The organism is Halorubrum sp. CBA1125 (genome assembly GCF_009742825.1).
Lineage (GTDB): Archaea > Halobacteriota > Halobacteria > Halobacteriales > Haloferacaceae > Halorubrum.
The window spans coordinates 1-17,607 of sequence record NZ_WPCE01000044.1 but is presented as its reverse complement, the minus strand read 5'-3'; the positions used below and the strand labels follow the sequence as shown (position 1 = coordinate 17,607).

The 17,607-nt window shown below is 70.3% G+C and carries 13 protein-coding genes and 6 pseudogenes; 14 read left to right on the top strand and 5 right to left on the bottom strand.

Annotated elements, in window-relative coordinates:
* A pseudogene (locus GJ633_RS17070) lies at positions 1 to 254 on the top strand (N-acylglucosamine 2-epimerase); the annotation flags it as partial.
* A 54-nt stretch (positions 255 to 308) separates the two neighbouring features.
* Here the strand turns inward: GJ633_RS17070 and GJ633_RS06290 are convergent.
* Together GJ633_RS06290 and GJ633_RS06285 are read right to left on the bottom strand one after the other, a co-directional pair.
* Positions 309 to 602 (bottom strand): annotated as a pseudogene (locus GJ633_RS06290) (DUF5779 family protein); the annotation flags it as partial.
* 82 nt (positions 603 to 684) lie between these two features.
* On the bottom strand, positions 685 to 1,317 hold the full coding sequence (locus tag GJ633_RS06285) for a DUF1405 domain-containing protein (protein ID WP_156588105.1): 633 nt from the start codon (positions 1,315 to 1,317) through the stop codon (positions 685 to 687).
* A gap of 242 nt (positions 1,318 to 1,559) precedes the next feature.
* Here GJ633_RS06285 and GJ633_RS06280 point away from each other — a divergent pair, with 242 nt between their 5' ends.
* The 10 genes and pseudogenes from GJ633_RS06280 to GJ633_RS06240 all read left to right on the top strand — a co-directional run bounded on the left by GJ633_RS06280 (position 1,560) and on the right by GJ633_RS06240 (position 11,203).
* On the top strand, positions 1,560 to 4,502 hold the full coding sequence (locus GJ633_RS06280; RefSeq protein ID WP_231741261.1) for an ATPase, T2SS/T4P/T4SS family: 2,943 nt from the start codon (positions 1,560 to 1,562) through the stop codon (positions 4,500 to 4,502).
* Between the two features lie 100 nt (positions 4,503 to 4,602).
* The gene (locus GJ633_RS06275; RefSeq protein WP_156588103.1) at positions 4,603 to 6,639 is read left to right on the top strand and encodes a type II secretion system F family protein; all 2,037 of its coding nucleotides are present in this window, start codon (positions 4,603 to 4,605) and stop codon (positions 6,637 to 6,639) included.
* Positions 6,636 to 7,193, top strand: coding sequence for a hypothetical protein (locus GJ633_RS06270; protein ID WP_156588101.1), 558 nt, complete (start codon positions 6,636 to 6,638; stop codon positions 7,191 to 7,193). The genes GJ633_RS06275 and GJ633_RS06270 overlap by 4 nt, the downstream gene beginning before the upstream one ends.
* Positions 7,194 to 7,195: 2 nt before the next feature.
* The gene (locus GJ633_RS06265; RefSeq protein ID WP_156588099.1) at positions 7,196 to 7,852 is read left to right on the top strand and encodes a hypothetical protein; all 657 of its coding nucleotides are present in this window, start codon (positions 7,196 to 7,198) and stop codon (positions 7,850 to 7,852) included.
* Entirely contained in the window at positions 7,849 to 8,262 is a 414-nt protein-coding gene (locus tag GJ633_RS17690; RefSeq protein ID WP_231741260.1) for a hypothetical protein, read from the top strand. The genes GJ633_RS06265 and GJ633_RS17690 overlap by 4 nt, the downstream gene beginning before the upstream one ends.
* Positions 8,214 to 8,807: a hypothetical protein gene (locus GJ633_RS17685; RefSeq protein WP_231741259.1), complete on the top strand. Its 594-nt coding sequence runs from the start codon at positions 8,214 to 8,216 to the stop codon at positions 8,805 to 8,807. Before GJ633_RS17690 ends, GJ633_RS17685 begins: the two co-directional genes overlap by 49 nt.
* Positions 8,808 to 8,862: 55 nt before the next feature.
* Positions 8,863 to 9,309 (top strand): hypothetical protein, encoded by a 447-nt coding sequence (locus GJ633_RS06255; protein ID WP_321168937.1) that lies wholly within the window; start codon positions 8,863 to 8,865, stop codon positions 9,307 to 9,309.
* Positions 9,306 to 10,145 carry a hypothetical protein gene (locus GJ633_RS06250; RefSeq protein WP_197431264.1) on the top strand — a complete coding sequence of 280 codons (840 nt, stop codon included), beginning with the start codon at positions 9,306 to 9,308 and terminating at the stop codon, positions 10,143 to 10,145. The genes GJ633_RS06255 and GJ633_RS06250 overlap by 4 nt, the downstream gene beginning before the upstream one ends.
* 145 nt (positions 10,146 to 10,290) lie before the next feature.
* Positions 10,291 to 10,611 carry a transcription factor S gene (locus GJ633_RS06245; RefSeq protein WP_156588095.1) on the top strand — a complete coding sequence of 107 codons (321 nt, stop codon included), beginning with the start codon at positions 10,291 to 10,293 and terminating at the stop codon, positions 10,609 to 10,611.
* A gap of 44 nt (positions 10,612 to 10,655) precedes the next feature.
* A pseudogene (locus tag GJ633_RS06240) lies at positions 10,656 to 11,203 on the top strand (hypothetical protein).
* Positions 11,204 to 11,444: 241 nt separating this feature from the next.
* On the opposite strand, the pseudogene GJ633_RS06235 reads toward GJ633_RS06240, so the two are convergent.
* Positions 11,445 to 12,008 (bottom strand): annotated as a pseudogene (locus GJ633_RS06235) (CNNM domain-containing protein); the annotation flags it as partial.
* Positions 12,009 to 12,211: 203 nt separating this feature from the next.
* Here GJ633_RS06235 and serA point away from each other — a divergent pair.
* A pseudogene (gene serA / locus GJ633_RS06230) lies at positions 12,212 to 13,816 on the top strand (phosphoglycerate dehydrogenase).
* Between the two features lie 53 nt (positions 13,817 to 13,869).
* Here serA and GJ633_RS06225 read toward each other — a convergent pair.
* Together GJ633_RS06225 and GJ633_RS06220 are read right to left on the bottom strand one after the other, a co-directional pair.
* Positions 13,870 to 14,733 (bottom strand): hypothetical protein, encoded by an 864-nt coding sequence (locus GJ633_RS06225; RefSeq protein WP_156588093.1) that lies wholly within the window; start codon positions 14,731 to 14,733, stop codon positions 13,870 to 13,872.
* Positions 14,727 to 14,870 (bottom strand): hypothetical protein, encoded by a 144-nt coding sequence (locus GJ633_RS06220; RefSeq protein WP_156588091.1) that lies wholly within the window; start codon positions 14,868 to 14,870, stop codon positions 14,727 to 14,729. Before GJ633_RS06220 ends, GJ633_RS06225 begins: the two co-directional genes overlap by 7 nt.
* A gap of 112 nt (positions 14,871 to 14,982) precedes the next feature.
* Between GJ633_RS06220 and GJ633_RS06215 the strand changes: the two are divergent.
* Positions 14,983 to 16,120, top strand: a pseudogene (locus GJ633_RS06215) (tRNA (guanine(26)-N(2))-dimethyltransferase).
* Between the two features lie 67 nt (positions 16,121 to 16,187).
* Positions 16,188 to 17,513: a YihY/virulence factor BrkB family protein gene (locus tag GJ633_RS06210; RefSeq protein ID WP_321168936.1), complete on the top strand. Its 1,326-nt coding sequence runs from the start codon at positions 16,188 to 16,190 to the stop codon at positions 17,511 to 17,513.
* The last annotated feature ends 94 nt before the right edge of the window (positions 17,514 to 17,607 follow it).

Genomic DNA, 17,607 nt, shown 5'->3' with positions numbered 1-17,607 from the left:
GCGCGGCGGCGGCGCTCGGCGAGCGCGCGAGGGCCCGCGGCGACGAGGAAGCCGCGGCGGGGTTCGACCGGTGGCACCGGCGGCTCGTCGACAACGTCGACGCCTACCGCGGGCCGGCGGGGCTGTGGTACGAGTCGCTGCCGGCGGCCGACGCGGCCGAGACGGACCCAATCGCTCCCGAGCCGCCCGGCGTCGAGCCCGACTACCACCCCGCGAGCGCGTACTTCGAGAGCTGGCGCTCCGCGCGGTCGTGACGGGCCGAGACGTTCGCGTGCGATTCGGAAACGCTCGCGCTCGATCGCTCGTCAGTCCCCGAGTCGATCGGTGTCGATCGCCACCCCGGGTGGCGTGACGACGAGGAAGCCGCGGAAGTGCATCAGCTCGCCGCCCATGTCCTTCACGTCGCGGGCGAACCCCGCCGCGAGCTCGTTGAGGTCGCCCTCGATCGACAACACGAGCGTGTTGCCGTAGTCGACGGTGCGGACCCACTCTTCCGGCTCCGTCGTGCCGTCGAGAACGCCGAGTACGACGTCTCCGGTGGCCGAGAACGCCTCGTCCATCTGCTCTTCGGCGTCCCGCAGGTCGAGGTCCCAGTCGCTCATACGAGCGAGTCACCGTAAGCCGGCAAAAGCGTTCGGGACGGAGACGGAAGCGCGTCACGCCGTGGTGGGTCACTCCGGGAGATCACTCCGCCGCTCCGTCCGGCCGCTGGAACGACCGAGCGGCCAGCCACACGGCGCCGGCGGCGATCGCGAGGGTCGCGCCGGCCAGTACGGGGCCCGGATCGTACAGCAGGGGCGGGTGGTACCCGAGCCCGTAGTCGACGGCGACGTTGCCCGCGGCGAGCGCCGCCGACAGAGCCAGCGCGCCGCGCGTCGTCCGGCCGAACGCCGGGAACAGCAGCGCGAGCCCGACGAAACACAGGTGGGTTCCGAGCACGCCCCAGTAGTAGATCCACGCGTCCGGGGCGGCGAGGTACGCCTCGACGGCGAGGTTCAACGAGACGACCGGCCAGAGCCCGAACTGGACGAGCCAGACGAACGCGAGGGTGTGGAGGTACGCGAGCGCCCGCGACGTCGGTGCCCCGGTGAGCCCCTCGCCCCGTCGGACCGCCGGCGCGAGCGAGGCGAGCACGAGGCCGCCGAGCGCGACCGCGACCGCCGAGTCCGCGTACAGCGGCCACAGCGCGGGAGGGATCGAGTCGGCCGTCGGGGCGTAGTACGCGACGGCGATGGCGAACATCGCCGCGACGAGCCCGAGCACGGCCGCGAGGCTCCGCGGTGTCCCGAGCAACTCGCTCGCGACGGCCGCGCGCATCCGCCCGCGGACCGACCGGCTGCGAAGCCGGCCCAGCAGACGGCAGAAACGGCCCAGCAGACGGCGAAGCCGGCGGAAGGACCGGCGACACCGATGCAGGGCGCGGCGGATCCGGGTCCCGTCGGGTCGCGTCACGTCGCTCCGTGGACGCTCCACGGCCAAAAGTTCGCCCGTCGGCGACGATTATCAGTCGCGGGGTTTTGCGAGACACCTTTTTCAACGGTCGAGCCGTCGCCGTACTCATGGCTGCGGAGGACGCCGACCACTCGCCGGCGTCTCCGGACGACTCGGGGGAGTCAGGGGGCACCACGGACGGGGACGAACGCGAGGGGGGCAACGGGGACGCGACGATCGATCCGGCACGGTTCGAGCGCCGGCTTCGCGCCGGGGTCACCGTCGCCGAGACGGTCCGCGACCGACACCTCCCGGACGCGGCGCACCGCGACGTAGGCGCTCGCAAGGACGAGTACACCTGGGACGACTACGAGGCGGAGTACTTCCGCGACGAGGAGGGGAATCTCCCGACCGACGAGGCGGGAGAGCCGCGCTCGTTCGGCCGCGAGGAGAAGACCGAGGCGCTCGGGTTCGACCCGGATCGGACGACGGACGTATTGAGCGCCGGCGAGGACGCGGCGGCCGCGCTCGCGGAGGTGGTCGACGATCGGACCGTGAACACCAATCCCGACGTCGACGAGGACGCGTTCTTCTCGACGGCGGACGGGCAGACCACCCTCGCGAACCGATACGACCTCGAGAAGGCGGTGCCGCTGCCGAAGAAGGCGCACTTCCGCGAGATCGACCGGTACTGGGTGAACAAGCCGTACGCGTTCGTGATCCTGTTCCGGTCCACGAAAGAGAACGAGGTGAAGTACTACGCGGTCCAGCCGTACCGCACCGAGATCGAGACGGATCTCACGGAGTTTCTCACCGGGAAGCTCCGCACCTCGATCAAGTACGCGGACGAGTCGATCGCGGGCGGCGACGAGTCGTTCCGCGAGGAAGTGATCGTCGACGAGACGCTGACGCTGCTCGACCGGTACGGGCTGTACGACCGACCCTCGGGTGACCGCGGGATCGCGGACGCGCTCGTCGACCGGTTCGGGCTCGATCCGACCGAGGGGATCGCGGGCCGGATCGCGGAGTCGCTCGGCTACGAGCCCCCGGAGGAGTCGGATCACGCGGGAACGGCGATACGCGCCCGTCCGGAGCCGGCGGTGCTCGAAGAGGACCCGGAGACGCTCACGGAACACCAGGTCGAGACGCTGTTGTACTACCTCAAGCGCGACTTTGTCGGCTACGAGCGGATCGACCCGATCAAGTACGACATCAACGTCGAGGACATCTCCTGTGACGGGTACAACTCGCCCGTCTTCGTCTACCACGCCGACTACGAACAGATCATCACCAACATCCACCACGGCACCGACGAGCTGGACGACTTCGTCGTGAAGCTCGCACAGCGGTCCGGCAAGGGGATCTCGAAGCGCCGGCCGCAGGTGGACGCGACGCTGCCGGACGGGTCGCGCGCGCAGCTCACGCTCGGGCGGGAGGTGTCCGACCACGGCACCAACTACACGATCCGGCAGTTCAACGACGTCCCGTTCACGCCGATCGACCTCGTCAACTGGAAGACGTTCTCGCTCGAAGAGATGGCCTTCCTGTGGCTCTGCATCGAGAACGACAAGAACCTGATCTTCGCGGGCGGCACCGCCTCGGGGAAGACGACGAGCCTGAACGCGGTCTCGCTTTTCATCCCCTCGAACGCGAAGATCGTCTCCATCGAGGACACGCGCGAGGTCGAGCTCCCACAGCGCAACTGGATCGCCTCCGTGACGCGCCCCTCGTTCTCGGAGGACGACAAGGGCGACATCGACGAGTTCGACCTGCTGGAGGCGGCGCTCCGGCAGCGCCCCGACTACATCGTGATGGGCGAGATCCGCGGCGAGGAGGGGCGCACCGCCTTCCAGGTGATGTCGACGGGCCACACGACGTACACCACCTTCCACGCCGACTCCGTCGGGGAGGTGCTCAAGCGGTTCACCACGGACCCGATCAACGTCTCGAAGACGATGTTCACCGCCCTCGATCTCGTCTCGATCCAGACGTCGACGCGGGTGCAGGGGCGGAAGGTTCGCCGGAACAAGTCGCTCACGGAGATCAACCACTACGACGCCGAGAACGACGAGATCAACGTCCAGGACGTGTTCCAGTGGCAGGCAGAGACGGACGAGTTCCTCCAGCTCGGCGAGTCGAACACGCTGGAGGACATCATGTTCGACCGCGGCTGGAACCGGGAGACACTCGAGGCGGAGCTCCGGAAGCGCCGGGTCGTCTTAGCGTACCTCATCGACCGCGGGCTCAACAGCTACGCGCAGGTGGCGGCGACCCTGCAGGCGTTCATCAACGACCCCGACACGGTCCTCGCGCTGATGGCCAACGACGGGCTGGAGCGCTCGCTGGAGGACCTCCGCGAGATGGAGTCGGTGCTGATCGACGTCGACCCGGACAAAGAGGAGATGGTGCCGCGGCCGGACCCGGACGAGGCGGGCCGCGAGGAGGTCGCGTCGATCCTGGCCGACGCCGAGGACCTGTTCGCGGAGTACCGCGGCGAGGTACCCGACTCCGTCGCCGACGCCCTGGTCGACGTCGGTCACGCCCCCGACGTGGAAGCCACCCCGGACGCGGCGCAGGAGTCGCTGTCGGCGGCCGCCGGAAAAGCGGGTGACGGACCGGAGACGACGGCGACCGGCGGCGGCCCGGCCTCCGAGGAGAGCGGAGAGACGACCGACGCGGAACCCGAGACCGATCCGGCCTCGCAGCCGACGCACGCCGACTTCGACGGCATCGCGGACTCGACGACGGCGGAGGAGGGTGACGACGGGATCGACTTCGACGACCCGTTCGACGACGGGATCGACGTGCTCGAACCGCCGGACGCGGACGGAGCCGAAGGCGACGCCGAAGCGGATGAGGTCGGAGGAGAGGACGCTGAAGGAGACGCTGGAGGGGATGACGCCGGAGAGGGTGACGACGGGATGGATGAAGTTGGAGAAAACGAGGTCGGAGGGGATGAGGTCGGAGGAGACGACGACGGAGAGGACGACGATACGGACGCGAGCGAGATCCGGACGACCGAGGACGACGACTGGGGGTTCGGGTCGCCCGACCTGGAGGAGCGGTCGTGACGCGACCCGAGAGCGACCGCGGCCAGCCGTCCGGCGGCCGGATCCGGACTCCGACCGTGGCGAGGCGTCCGGGCGACGGACGGCCACGGGGGCGGGGGCGATGAGTCTCGATACCGGCGTCGCCGACGAGTCCGTCGACGGCGACCTCCTCGCGGCGGCGTTCTACCCGGTCTTCGAGCTGTTTTTCGACCCCGACGGCGACTTCGTCGGTGACGTCGAGCGGAAGCTGGCGCAGGCGCGGATGCCGGACCAGGTGGAGATGTACGTCTCCCGGGCGCTCGGAGCCGGGCTGGTGGCCGGGGGCGTCCTCTGGGTGCTCGGGACCGCCCTGGGGTACGGGATCTTCGCGCTCGGGCTGATCGACCCGAACGCGCTCTCGCTGGGGGTCCCGGCGCCGACCCCGGCGATCCAGGAACTCCTCCGGTCGCTCGTGGTGCCGACGGCGATCCTCGTCAGCGGGGTCGTGTTCGGCGCGATAGGCTTCGCCGTCGGCTTCGGCGGCGTGATCACGGTCCCGTACTCGCGGGCGTCGTCCCGGAAGCGCGAGATCAACCTGCTTCTGGCCGACTCGGTCTCGTTCATGTACGCGCTGTCGGTCGGCGGGCTCAATCAGCTGGAGATCCTCCGCGCGATGGCGACCGCCGAGGACACCTACGGGGAGGTCTCTCGCGAGTTCCAGAGCATCGTCAACGAGACGGAGTACTTCGGCACCGATTACCGGAACGCGATCCGCCAGCAGTCGCTGGAGACCCCCTCCGACGAGCTCTCGCAGTTCCTCGCGGACATGCTCTCGATCGTCAACTCCGGCGGCGACATGGAGAGCTTCCTGAAGGACAAAAAGGAGAAGCACCTCCGCACGTCGAAACAGGAGCGCGAGATGACCTTAGAGACGCTGGAGCTGTTCGGCGAGATGTACATGACGCTCTCGCTTTTCCCCCTGCTTCTCATCATCATCCTCGTCATCATGGGGATGATGGGCGAGGCGGACGACAGGCTGCTGTACGCGACGGTGTACGTGCTCATCCCGCTCACCGGGGTCGGATTCCTCGTGCTCGTCTCGACGGTGAAACAGGACGAGCCCGGCGACGGCTACCTCCGCCCGGACGGCGGCAGCGAGCGGCTCCGACAGAGCAGCCGGGAGGGTCTGTTCCACTTCGGGCTCGTCGAGGGGTTCGTCGGGCGCTTCGGCGTCTTCGACCGGATCAGAGATCGGGAGGGGACCCACAAGACGAAGCAGATCCTCACCGCGCCGCACCACTTCCTGCGGGAGAACCCGCTGTACACCCTCGCGATCACCGCGCCCGCCGGGATCGCGATCGTCGCGGTGTCGGCCGCCACGGGCACGGCGCCGACGACGTTCGACGGCTGGGTCGACCGGCCGGTGTGGTCGACGTTCGTCTGGGTGTACCTGCCGGCGTACCTCGTGCTGGTCCCGCTGGCGATCTTCCACGAGTGGGACCAGCGGTCCAAGCGGGCGATCACGGGGAAGCTCTCGGAGACGCTCCGGAAGCTGTCGTCGGCGAACGACACCGGTCAGACGCTCTTAGAGTCGGTCCGGACCGTCTCGGAGACGTCCACGGGACAGCTCGCGGACGAGTTCGAGGTCATCCACGCGAAGGTGAACTACGGGATGAGCCTGCGGGACGCGTTGGTCGAGTTCAACAACGCGTACGCGGTCCCGCGGCTGGCCCGGACGGTGAAGCTCATCGCGGAGGCGCAGGAGGCGTCCTCACAGATCACGGACGTGCTGACGACGGCGGCGCAGGCCTCGGAGAACCAGGACGACATCGAGCGCGAGCGGCGCTCTCGGACCCGGATGCAGGTGGCGATCATCGTGATGACGTACGTCACGCTGCTGGGCGTGATGGCGATCCTCCAGACGCAGTTCGTCGACGTGATGGGCGGGCTCTCCTCGCAGGCCGACGGCGGCGGGACCGCGGGCGGCGGGCCGAGCTTCGGCGGCGGCGGCGTCGAGCCGGACGTGCTCTCGATGCTCTTCTTCCACGCGGTGACGATTCAGGCCGTCCTCTCCGGGTTCATCAGCGGCTACATCCGGAACGCCGACATCGTCTCCGGCGTCAAGTTCGCCGTCGTCCTGATGACGCTCGCGCTGGGGGTGTGGATCTACGTCGGATGACCCCTCTCATCCCTCTCGTCGACCTCGACGGTCGCGGACAGACCCCGATCGACTTCGCCGTCGGGGCGAGCGTGTTCCTGCTGACGCTCGCGTTCGTGATCGCGTTCGTGCCGACGCTCTTCGAGCCGTTCACCGCTGCCGAGACCGCCACGCCGGTCGTCGGCGACCGCGTCGCCGCCGGCGTTGCGGGCGACCTGTTGGCGGCGTCGCCGACCGAGCCGAGCGTGCTGTCGCCGGCCTGCACGGTCGCGTTCTTCGATCCGAACGCGAGCCTCGCCGGCGACGCCGACTGCCCGGACGGCGTCACCGACGACCTCGACGCCCACTTCGGGGTCGACGACGACCTGCAGGTGGTCGTCCACCCGCTCGACAAACGGGACCCGGTCGGCAACGCGTCGACGGTGTCGGTCGACACGGAACACGGTCGGTTCGACGTCGAACTCGACCGGTACACGTCGGACCCGACGGCGACGGCCGGCGACGACGTCACGGTCTCCCAGCGGCTCGTTTCGATCGACGGCGACCAGTACCGGCTCACGGTACGGGTGTGGTGACCATGCTGGGGCCGGGACGCGACGACCGGGGGACACGACGCGACGACCGGGCGCAGGCGCACACGCTGGAGGCGTTCGCCGCCGCGATTCTCCTCGTCGCGGGAGTGACGTTCGCGCTGCAGGCGACCGCCGTCACCCCGCTGTCGGCGAGCACCTCGAACCAGCACATCGAGAACCAGCAGCGGGCGGTCGCGAACGACCTGCTGGCGACGGCGGCCGAGAACGGCGACCTCGCCGAGGCGGTGCTGTACTGGGACCCCGGCGACGGGGACGCCGGACACGCGTTCGCCGGCAGTCCCGAGGAGAGCGAACACTACGCGCAGGCCGGGCCACCGACCGCGTTCGGGACGGCGCTGAACCGCACGTTCCTCGACAGGCGCGTGGCGTTCAACGTCGACGTCCGCTACCGGACGACCAACGGAACGGACAGCCAGCGGCTGGTGTACATGGGCACCCCGAGCGACAACGCGGTGAGCGCGACCCGGACGGTCCCGGTGGCGGACGACACGACGCTGACGGCACCGGGCCACGAGGGGGCGACGCTGGAGTCGGTGGAGCCGTCGTCGCCGGACGACGACTCCGGATTCTACGCGCCCGACGTCGGGAGCGGCGCGGCGTACAACTACCTGGAGGTGACCGTCGTCGTATGGCGGATGTGAGCGTATCCCCGAGCGACGGCGACCGGCCTCGGGGGCCGGGCGGGAGTGCGGACGAATTCCGCGGGGCGGACCGCGGCCAGCTCATGCTCGTCGCCGCGCTCGTCGTGGCGGTGTCGCTACTGACGCTCGTCGTCCTGCTCAACGCGACCATCTACAGCGAGGCGGTCGCCACCCGCGGCGTCGAGGCGGCCGACGGCGAGGCGCTCGAGGTCCGCGCGGCCGCGGTCGAGGGGACCGGAACGCTGATCGACGCGACGAACAGGGAGGGGGTCACGGACCCCGTCGCGACGTCGCCGACGGGATCGCCGCCCTCGACGGCAACCTCTCCGCGCGGTACGCGCGACGCGGGGGAGTCACCCACGTGGAGGCCGCCTCGATCACCGAGGGGCGATACCTCTCGGGACCGGTGAGCGACTCGACGGTCGTCCCCGACGTCGAGCGGACGCGCGAGTTCGCGGTCGAGATCGACGTCGCCGACCTGGCGAACGCGACCGCGTCGACGGCGGCGGGAAACGCGACGCACGTGTCGTTCAACCGGAGCGCGCCGGCCGGCACGCACGAGGTGTACGTGTACGAGCCGGCGGACGGGTCCGCGGGTGACGTCGCGGTCGCGACCGGCGAGAACGGCACGACGCCGACCGAGCGCTGCCGGGTCGAGGACGCAGCCGGCCGCGTGCGGCTCGACCTCACCGGCGAACGGCTCGACGGCGTCCCCTGTCACGGGATCTGGCCGACCGCGGTGACCGCCGACGGCGACCCCTACGAGATCGGGTTCGTCGACGCCGACGGCCGCGGCGTGGAGGCGACGGCGACCGTGGACTCCGACGCGGATCCGACCGCCCACGACGAACTCGACCGCGCGGTGTACGACGCGACGATCGACCTCCGCTACCGGACCGCCGACGTCCGGTTCGAGACGACCGTCCGGGTCGCCCCGGGTGAGCCCGATGCGTGAGGGTCGCCGCGGCGCGGGCGGAGCGCCTGCCGGCCTCGGAGGAGACGACCGGGCCGTGAGCGTCACGGTCGGGTACGTGCTGACGCTCGCCATCGGCGCGGTGTTGCTCTCGGGGGTCGTGATCGCGGTCGGCGGGGTCGTGGACGCTCAGACCGACCGGGCCGTCCGCGGAGAGCTCTCCGTGCTCGGCCAGACGACCGCCGCGAACCTGGAGAGCGCCGACCGCCTCGTGCGCGCGGCCGAGGCGGACAACCGCCCGGACGCGAGCGCCGACGCGACCGTGTCGGTCGCGTTCGACCTCCCGACGCGGGTCGCCGGGATCCCGTACCGGATCGCCGTCGACGACGAGTCAGTAGTTCTCCACACCGATCGCCCGGACGTGCGCGTCGAGGTCCCCCACGCCGTGCGGTCGGACGTCGAGGCGACGAGCGTGCGCGGGGGACCGCTCCGTGTCACGTACACGTCGGCGGGGTCGGGGCGACTGGAGGTGAGCGAGCGGTGACCGACCGGCGCCGACCCACCGTCTCGATCGGGGCGGGCGAGCGGACCGTCGCCGGCGACGACCGCGGGGTGAGCGACGTCGTCGGCTACGTGCTCGTGTTCTCGCTCGTGACGGTCACGATCGGCACGGTGTTCGGCGTCGGCATCGTCGGGATCGAGGACCGGCAGGAGGACGAGAGCGTCGCCAACGTCGAGCGCGCGTTCGAGGTGTTCGACGACAACATGCGCGACGTGCAGCGCTACGGCGACCCCAGCCGATCGACCGAGATCCGGCTCGCCGGCGGGACCCTGTCCGTGACGGAGACGACGGCCGTCACGGTGCGGCGCAGCGGCGACGCCGACCCGGACGTGGACGACGAGCGGGTACCGAACGCGACCTGGGAGTCCCGAACGCTCACGTACGCGTCCGGCGACACGACCGTCGCCTACGAGTCCGGCGCCCTGTTCCGACGGGACGGAGACGCGGCCGTGATGCTCTCCCCGCCGCGGTTCGTCGCCGCGGACGGCCGGACCACGGTCCCGATCGTCAGGCTGTTCGCCGCCGACGCCGACCGGCAGGCCGGCGGCACGGGGACCGTCCAGGTGACGACGACGGGGCTCCGGTCTCGAACGACGCGTCCGGTCGGCGCCGCCAGCGACGAGAACCTGTACCTCTGGGTGGAGTCCGAGTACGCCGACGCGTGGCGCCGGTACTTCGACCGACACGACGGCTTCGAGGACGCGACGGACGACAGCGACGACTGCGCCGCGGCGGACGGGTGTGCCGTGGCGCGGATCGTTCACGACGAGACGGTGTACGTCCAGCGGTACGGGCTCGACGTCGCGCTGCGGCGCTGATCCGGACGTTCGCCGCCGAGCCGGACCCGGTCGACGCGACCCGAGAGGCGTCTCGGCGCCGTTGCCGGCGTTCGTCGGCGATCCAGCCGCGTATCGTTCGCCGGCGATCCCGCCGCTTATATACGATCCACGGCTGGTACCGGCCATGAAGTTCTGCGACGAGTGCGGTTCGATGATGAAAGCCGGCGAGGGCGCGGATCACTGGGTGTGTGACGCCTGCGGCTACGAGGTCGGACGCGAGACCGACGAGGGCGAGTGGACCACGGAGTCGCAGGTCGCCTCGGAGATCGTCGACGTGAGCGACGCCGAGGACAAGGGACTCCCGCAGACGGCGGCGCACTGCCCCGAGTGCGGCAACGACCGGGCGTACTGGTACATGCAGCAGATCCGTTCGGCCGACGAGTCGGAGACCCGGTTCTTCGTCTGCACCGAGTGCGAGCACAAGTGGCGCGAAGACGACCACTGACGCGCGGCGCCCGGTTTTAACCACGCTCGCCGCGAGGGGCCGCTATGTCCGCGGACCCGCCGGTCGTCCCCCGCGAACGGCTCGACGGCTGGCGACGTGTCGAGTCGACCACAGAGCGGCTGTTCCGGGCCGGTCCGGTCTCCGTCACCGCCGACACGGTTCGGTACGAGCGGACCGCGGCGACGCCGCGGCCGTTCTTCTTCGCGAGCCGTCTCTCGATCCGTCCCGAAACGCCCCCGAACGCCGCGCTCACCCGACTGGTCGAGCGGCGGGCGCGCGCCGGGTTCCGCGATCGGCTCGCCGAGCGGGACATCGAGGACGTGACGCGCCGCGACGACCGGGAGATCGGGATCGACGACCCGGACGCTCGCGCGCGACGCTCGCGACCTTCCGTGGACGGTGCGACGTCGACGAGGAGGCGGTGGATGTCGACGGCGAGACGGTGGACGTGGAGGCGCTGCTCGCGGTCTGGACGGCCGGCGAGTACCTGCTCGCCGGCGGGGCGTACCCGCTCGACGCCGACGCCGCGTCGTCGCGGGAGGCGCTCCTCGGACTCGTCTGCGGTGTTCGACCGCCCGAAAGCCGCGACTGAGACGGAGACCACTCCGCGGGACGCGAGGCCGACCGTCTCAGCAGGGAACGACGCCCGCGGCCGACGTGACGGGAGAGCCCTCGTCGCGGTACTCCGTGTCCGCGATACCGCCCTCGAACATCGGGAGCCGGAGCTCGTAGGTGTACAGTACGTCGAACGCCGCGAACGGGTCGATCCCGTTCGCGATCGCCTCGCGGGCGGTCAGTCGGACGCCCGCTGCCAGCGTCAGGATCTGGGCGTCGTCGAGCGCGCCCGCCGCCTCCCCCGAGAGCACGAGCGTCTCGATCTCCTCGCGCGTGAGGTACGATTCGATGTCCGACTCCCCGCCCGTGAACCGGTTGACGACGCCCGAGAGCGCCTCGAAGACGTACAGCACGGGGCGAAGGACCCGCTGGATCGCGAGGACCGGACGGGAGACGCGGAGCGCGTGTCGCTCCGCGTTGGCGACCGCGTACGACTTCGGCGCGATCTCGCCGAAGACGATGACGAACACCGAGGTGACGAGCGTCGACCCCGTGGCCGCGCCGCTCGCGGAGAAGCCGAACCGGACGAACACCGCGGTCGCGACCGACGCGGCGGCGATGTTGGCGACGTTGTTGCTCACGAGCGCGGTGACGAGGAACTTGTGCGAGTCGTCGCGCAGCGCCGCGAGCGCCCGTGAGCCGGGGACGTCGGCGGCGACGAGCGAGTCGACGCGGTGGCTCGCCACGGAGAAGACGGCGAGCTCGGAGCTGGAGAAGAAGGCGCTGATGGCGGTCAACGCGAGGATGGCCGCGACGCCGACGAACGCGATCGTGAAGTCCATGTCGGGTCATGCGGGCGAGAACAAAAGGCAGTACCGCCATCGACACCGCGACGCCGGCGTCACCTCCCCCGAACCGGATACCCACGAACGACCAGTTTCCAGGCGAAACGGAGGGGTTCGGTGTGCGAGATCGCGGATCGATTCGGTCGGCAAAACGGCGCGATTCGGAAAGCGTTAACCCCACCCCGCCGGTGGAAGCGCGTATGAAGGTACTCGTGACCGACCCCATCGCCGACGCGGGGTTGGACCGACTCCGAGACGCCGGCCACGAGGTCGAGACCGACTACGAAGTCGAGGGCGACGAGCTCCTGGAAGCCGTCCGCGACGCCAACGCGCTCATCGTCCGATCCGGAACCGACGTCGACGAGGCCCTCTTCGAGGCCGCCGAGGACCTCGTCATCGTCGGCCGCGCCGGGATCGGGGTCGACAACATCGACATCGAGGCCGCCACCGAGCACGGGGTCATCGTCGCCAACGCGCCCGAGGGGAACGTCCGGGCCGCGGCCGAACACACCGTCGCGATGACGTTCGCCGTCGCGCGCTCGATTCCGCAGGCGCACGGCCGGCTCGTCGACGGCGAGTGGGCGAAAAGCGAGTTCCTCGGCACCGAGGTGAACAACAAGACGCTCACGGTCGTCGGGCTCGGCCGGGTCGGCCAGGAGGTCGCCAAGCGGCTCGACTCGCTCGGGATGGACCTGGTCGTCTACGACCCCTACATCTCCGAGGAGCGCGCCGATCGCCTCGGCGCCGACCTCGTCGACGACCTCCACGAGGCGCTCGCGCGCGGCGACTTCGCGACGGTTCACACCCCCCCTGCTCCCGGAGACGGAGGGGATGATCGGCGAGGAGGAGCTGGCCCAGCTGGAGGGCGGCTACCTGATCAACTGCGCCCGCGGCGGCATCGTCGACGAGGACGCGCTCGCCGAGGCGGTCGAGGACGGCGTGCTCGCGGGCGCCGCGCTCGACTCGTTCGCCGAGGAGCCGCTCTCGGCGGACTCGCCGCTGCTCGACGTCGAGGAGATCGTGGTGACGCCGCACCTCGGCGCGTCGACGGAGGCGGCCCAGGAGAGCGTCGCCGTCGACACCGCCGAGGCCGTGCTCGCGGCGTTCGACGACGAGCCCGTCCTCACCGCGCTCAACGCGCCCTCGGTCGACGAGAGCGCCTTCCCGCGGATCAAGCCGTACATCGCCGTGGCGGAGACCGCCGGCAAGGTGGCCGCGCAGCTGCTCGACGGCCGGATCACGAGCGTGGAGACGACCTACGAGGGCGACATCGCCGCCGAGGACGTCGAGCTCGTCACCGCGAGCGCGCTGAAGGGCGTCTTCGAGCCCCTGGAGTGGCAGGTCAACGCGGTCAACGCGCCGCGGCTCGCCGAGGAGCGCGGCATCGAGGTGACCGAGTCGAAGACCCGCCAGACCGAGGACTTCCAGAGCCTCGTGCGCGTCACCGTCCACAACGGCGAGGACTCGATCGCCGTCGAGGGGACGCTGTTCGCGGGCGAGGACCCGCGGATCGTCCGCATCGATGGATTCCGCGTCGACGCGGTCCCGTACGGTCACATGCTCGTCGCGCGCAACACCGACGAGCCGGGCGTCATCGGCCTCATCGGCACCGTCCTCGGCGACCACGACGTCAACATCGCCGGGATGTTCACGCCCGCGAGACGCAGGGCGGCGAGGCGCTCACCGTCTACAACCTCGATCACGACGTGCCCGACGAAGCGATCGAGGCCCTGCTCGCCGACGACCGGATCGTCGAGGTGACGGAGATCACCCTCGACGGCTCCGAGGAACGAAATTCGGAGTAGAGCGTCGAGCGAACGGCTCGAAGTGAACGCTGGCGGATCGGCCGGACGACCCGCTACGACTCGTCCGACCGATCGCCGTCGTCTGCCTCGTCGTCGTCTGCCTCGGTGACGGCATCCGCGGCGGTCTCGTCGACCTTCTCTTCGACCGTCTGTTCGACGGTCTCTTCGACTTTTTCGCCGACCGTCTCTTCGACCTTCTCGCCGACGGTTTCCTCGACGGTCTCGCGAACCGTTTCTTCGACCGTCTGTTCGACGGTCTCTTCGACTTTTTCCCCGACCGTTTCTTCGACCTTCTCGCCGACCGTTTCTTCCACCGTCTCGCCGACCGTCTCTTCGACCTTCTCGCCGACCGTTTCTTCCACCGTCTCGCCGACCGTCTCTTCGACGTTTTCGCCGACCGTCTCTTGGACCGTCTCGTCGACGGTTTCTTCGACTTTCTCGCCGACGGTCTTCTCGACGGTTTCTTCGACTTCCTTGCTCACCGTCTCGCCGACGGCCTTCTCGACGGTTTCTTCGACTTCCTTGCTCACCGTCTCGCCGACGGCCTTCTCGACTTCCTTGCTCACCGTCTCGCCGACGGTCTTTTCGACTTCCTGATTGACGGTGTCGCCGACGGTCTTTTCGACCTCCTGGTTGACGGTGTCGCCGACGGTCTTCTCGACTTCCTTGCTCACCGTCTCGCCGACGCTCTTTTCGACCTCTTCGCCAACCTGGTCTGCCACCTCTCGGGTCATCCAGTCGGGGTCGAACCGGGCCATCTTCCAGACGACGTGGATGACGTACGAGGCGAACACCCCGACCCCGAACGCGATCGCGATATCGTTCACCTGCAGCGTCGCGATGAGCACGATCGACAGCGCGATCAGCGCCCCGTACGCGATGTCGGTGAGCGCGTCGACCCGCGCGGGGCTCACCATCGGTGGGTCACCTCCCGTTCCGCGAGCGGCGTTCTCGTCGGACGGTCGCGCGCCGGCACGCCCGCTCGAGCGATCGGGTCGTCGGTGGCGACGCGGCGAGTGACCGGGCCGCGGTCGGGTGATGAACGTGCGGTCATATCTGTCTGTATCTGCGCTGCGGGCTAAAACTCCCGATTCGACGCGGCCGCGTTGCCGACGGCGGGCCGGCCGGAGCGGGGTCCTTTTGTGTGGAATGGGCCAACGCCGGGTATGGACATCGAGGAGGGGGGGCTCACCGTCTCCGTCCCGGAGACCCGCGACGGGGCGAGCGAGGGCACCGGCGGCGGGGTCTTCTTCAACCCGACACAGGAGCTGAACCGCGACGTCACCGTCGCGACGCTGCGCGCCTACCGCGACCGCGAGCCGCGCGCGGAGACGTACCTCGACGCGATGGCCGCCTCCGGGATCCGCGGCGTTCGGGCCGCCGCCGAGGGGTACGACGTCACCTGCGCCGACGTCGACCCCGACGCGGTCGCCCTCGCCGAGCGCAACCTCGACGCGAACGGGCTCGACGGCGAGACCGTCCACCGCGACGTCAACGCGCTCCTGTACGACGAGGGCCCGTTCGACGTCGTCGACCTCGACCCGTACGGGACCCCGATCCCCTTCGCCGACGCCGCGCTCGCGAACGCGCGAAACCTCGTCTGCGTCACCGCGACCGACACCGCCCCGCTCTGTGGCGCCCACCTCCAGAGCGGCATTCGCAAGTACGGCGCCGTCCCGCGCAACACCGACTACCACCCGGAGATGGGGCTCCGGACGCTGATCTCCGCGCTCGTCCGGACCGCGGCGCGCTACGACGTGGCGGCCCGGCCGGTGCTCTCGCACGTCTCGCGACACTACGCGCGGACCTACCTCGAACTGGAGTCGGGCGCGCGGGCGGCCGACGACTGCGTCGACCAACTGGGATACGTCGACGGCTGCGAGGACTGCCTCTGGCGCGAGCCGTCCCGCGGGCTGATCGCCGACCCGGCCGAGACCTGCCCGGTCTGTGGCGGCGACCGCGTGCTCACGGCCGGGCCGATCTGGCTCGGCGCCGTCGCGGACGCCGACTTCGCGCGCGCGGTCCGCGAGGCGGTCACCGACGACATGGGCGAGGCGAAACGCGCCCGCAAGCTGCTCGGGACGGTCGCCCGCGAGCTCGACACGCCGACCCACTACGACCAGCACCGGCTGTACAAGGCAGTGGGGCGAGCCCGCCATCGGCATGGACGCGTTCGTCGACCGGCTGCGGGCCGCGGGGTACGAGGCGAGCCGCGCGCACTACCGCGGGACGGCGGTCAAGACGACGGCGTCGATCCCGGCGATGCGCGAGGCGGTCCTCGGCGGCGACGCCGACGGGACCTGAGGCTCGGTCGTCCGGCGTCGCTTTCGCACCCGCCCCGCTTTTGTGACTATCGCCCGAATAGACGGGTGTGTCTCGCCCCTCGACCGCCGCCGTCGGCACCGTTCGCCGCGTCGTCGACGTCACGCTGGACCGACAGGTGACGTTCCTCGCCGCCGCGATCGCCTACTACGCGTTCGTCTCGCTCGTCCCCGCCCTGCTGTTGCTCGTCGTCGTCGCGAGCGCGGTGTTCGGCGAGGCGATCGCCGTTCAGCTCGTCGCGGCCGCGGGCGACTTCGTCACCCCCGCGGGCGAGGAGGCCGTCGCCGCGGCCGTCTCGTCCGCCAGCGGACGGACCGGCGCGGGGATACTGGGCGCCGTCGTCCTCCTGTGGTCGACGCTGAAGGTGTTCCGCGGACTCGATACGGTCTTCGGCGCGCTGTACGGCGCGACGGAGCCGCCGGACTTCCGCAAACAGGTCACGGACGCGGTCGCGGTCGTGCTCGGCGTCGGCGTCGGTATCGGCGTGATGGTCTCCGTCGGCGCGTTCGTCGCGGCCGCCGACGCGATCCCGGCGATCGAGGCGGCCAGTATCCTCGCGCTCCCGGTCTTCCTCGCGGTCGTGTTCCTCCCGATGTACTATCTGCTTCCGGACCCGCGGATCGACCTCCGTGAAGCGTTGCCCGGCGCCGCGGTCGCCGCCGTCGGGTGGACGCTCCTGCAGGCCGGCTTTCAGATCTACGCCGCGAGCGCCGGCCAGTACCAGGTGTACGGCGTCATCGGCGGGATCCTGCTCCTGGTCACGTGGCTGTACCTCGCCGCCATCATCGTCGTCGTCGGCGGCGTGGTCAACGTCGTGATCGCCGGGCGGGACCGGCAGCCGGGGGACGCAGGGGGCGAGGGCGACGCCGACCGCGACGATGCCGGCCTCGAGTTCCACGGACCGGACCGGCAGTTACAACACGGCCGCGGCCGACCCACGGGTATGAACGGTGAGTCGGAGGGCGCCTCCGGCGCCGGCGACGAGGAACGCCCGCGGGGGGCGCCGGACGTCGCGGCGCTCCGGGAGGAGCTCAGCGAGCTGCGCGCCGAGTTCGACGAGTTCGAGGACGACGTCGAGCGGCGGACCGTCGACAAGCCCGCCGTCGAGTCCGAGCTGAAGCGGTACGTCCGGAGTCGGATGCGCCGCGGGCACGCCCGCGGGTGGGGACCGTACCTCGTCCTCCTCTACGGGACGGTGCTGATCCTCGGGGCGTTCTCGTTTCTCGACGGGGTCTACGCGATCGCCGCGATGCTCATCCTCGGGCTGTCGACGCTCGGGCTCTACACCCTCTTTATCGTCGTCGGGATCGGCCTCAACCTGCTGGAGACGCCGGGAAAGGCGGTCGATTACGCCCGCCGCCGCGGGGACGACTGACCGGATGACCGGGCCGCCGTCGCGCCACCGGATGACCGGGCCCCCGCCGCGCAGCGCGGTGATCCGCGGATGACCGGGATCGTCCCGGCCGAGC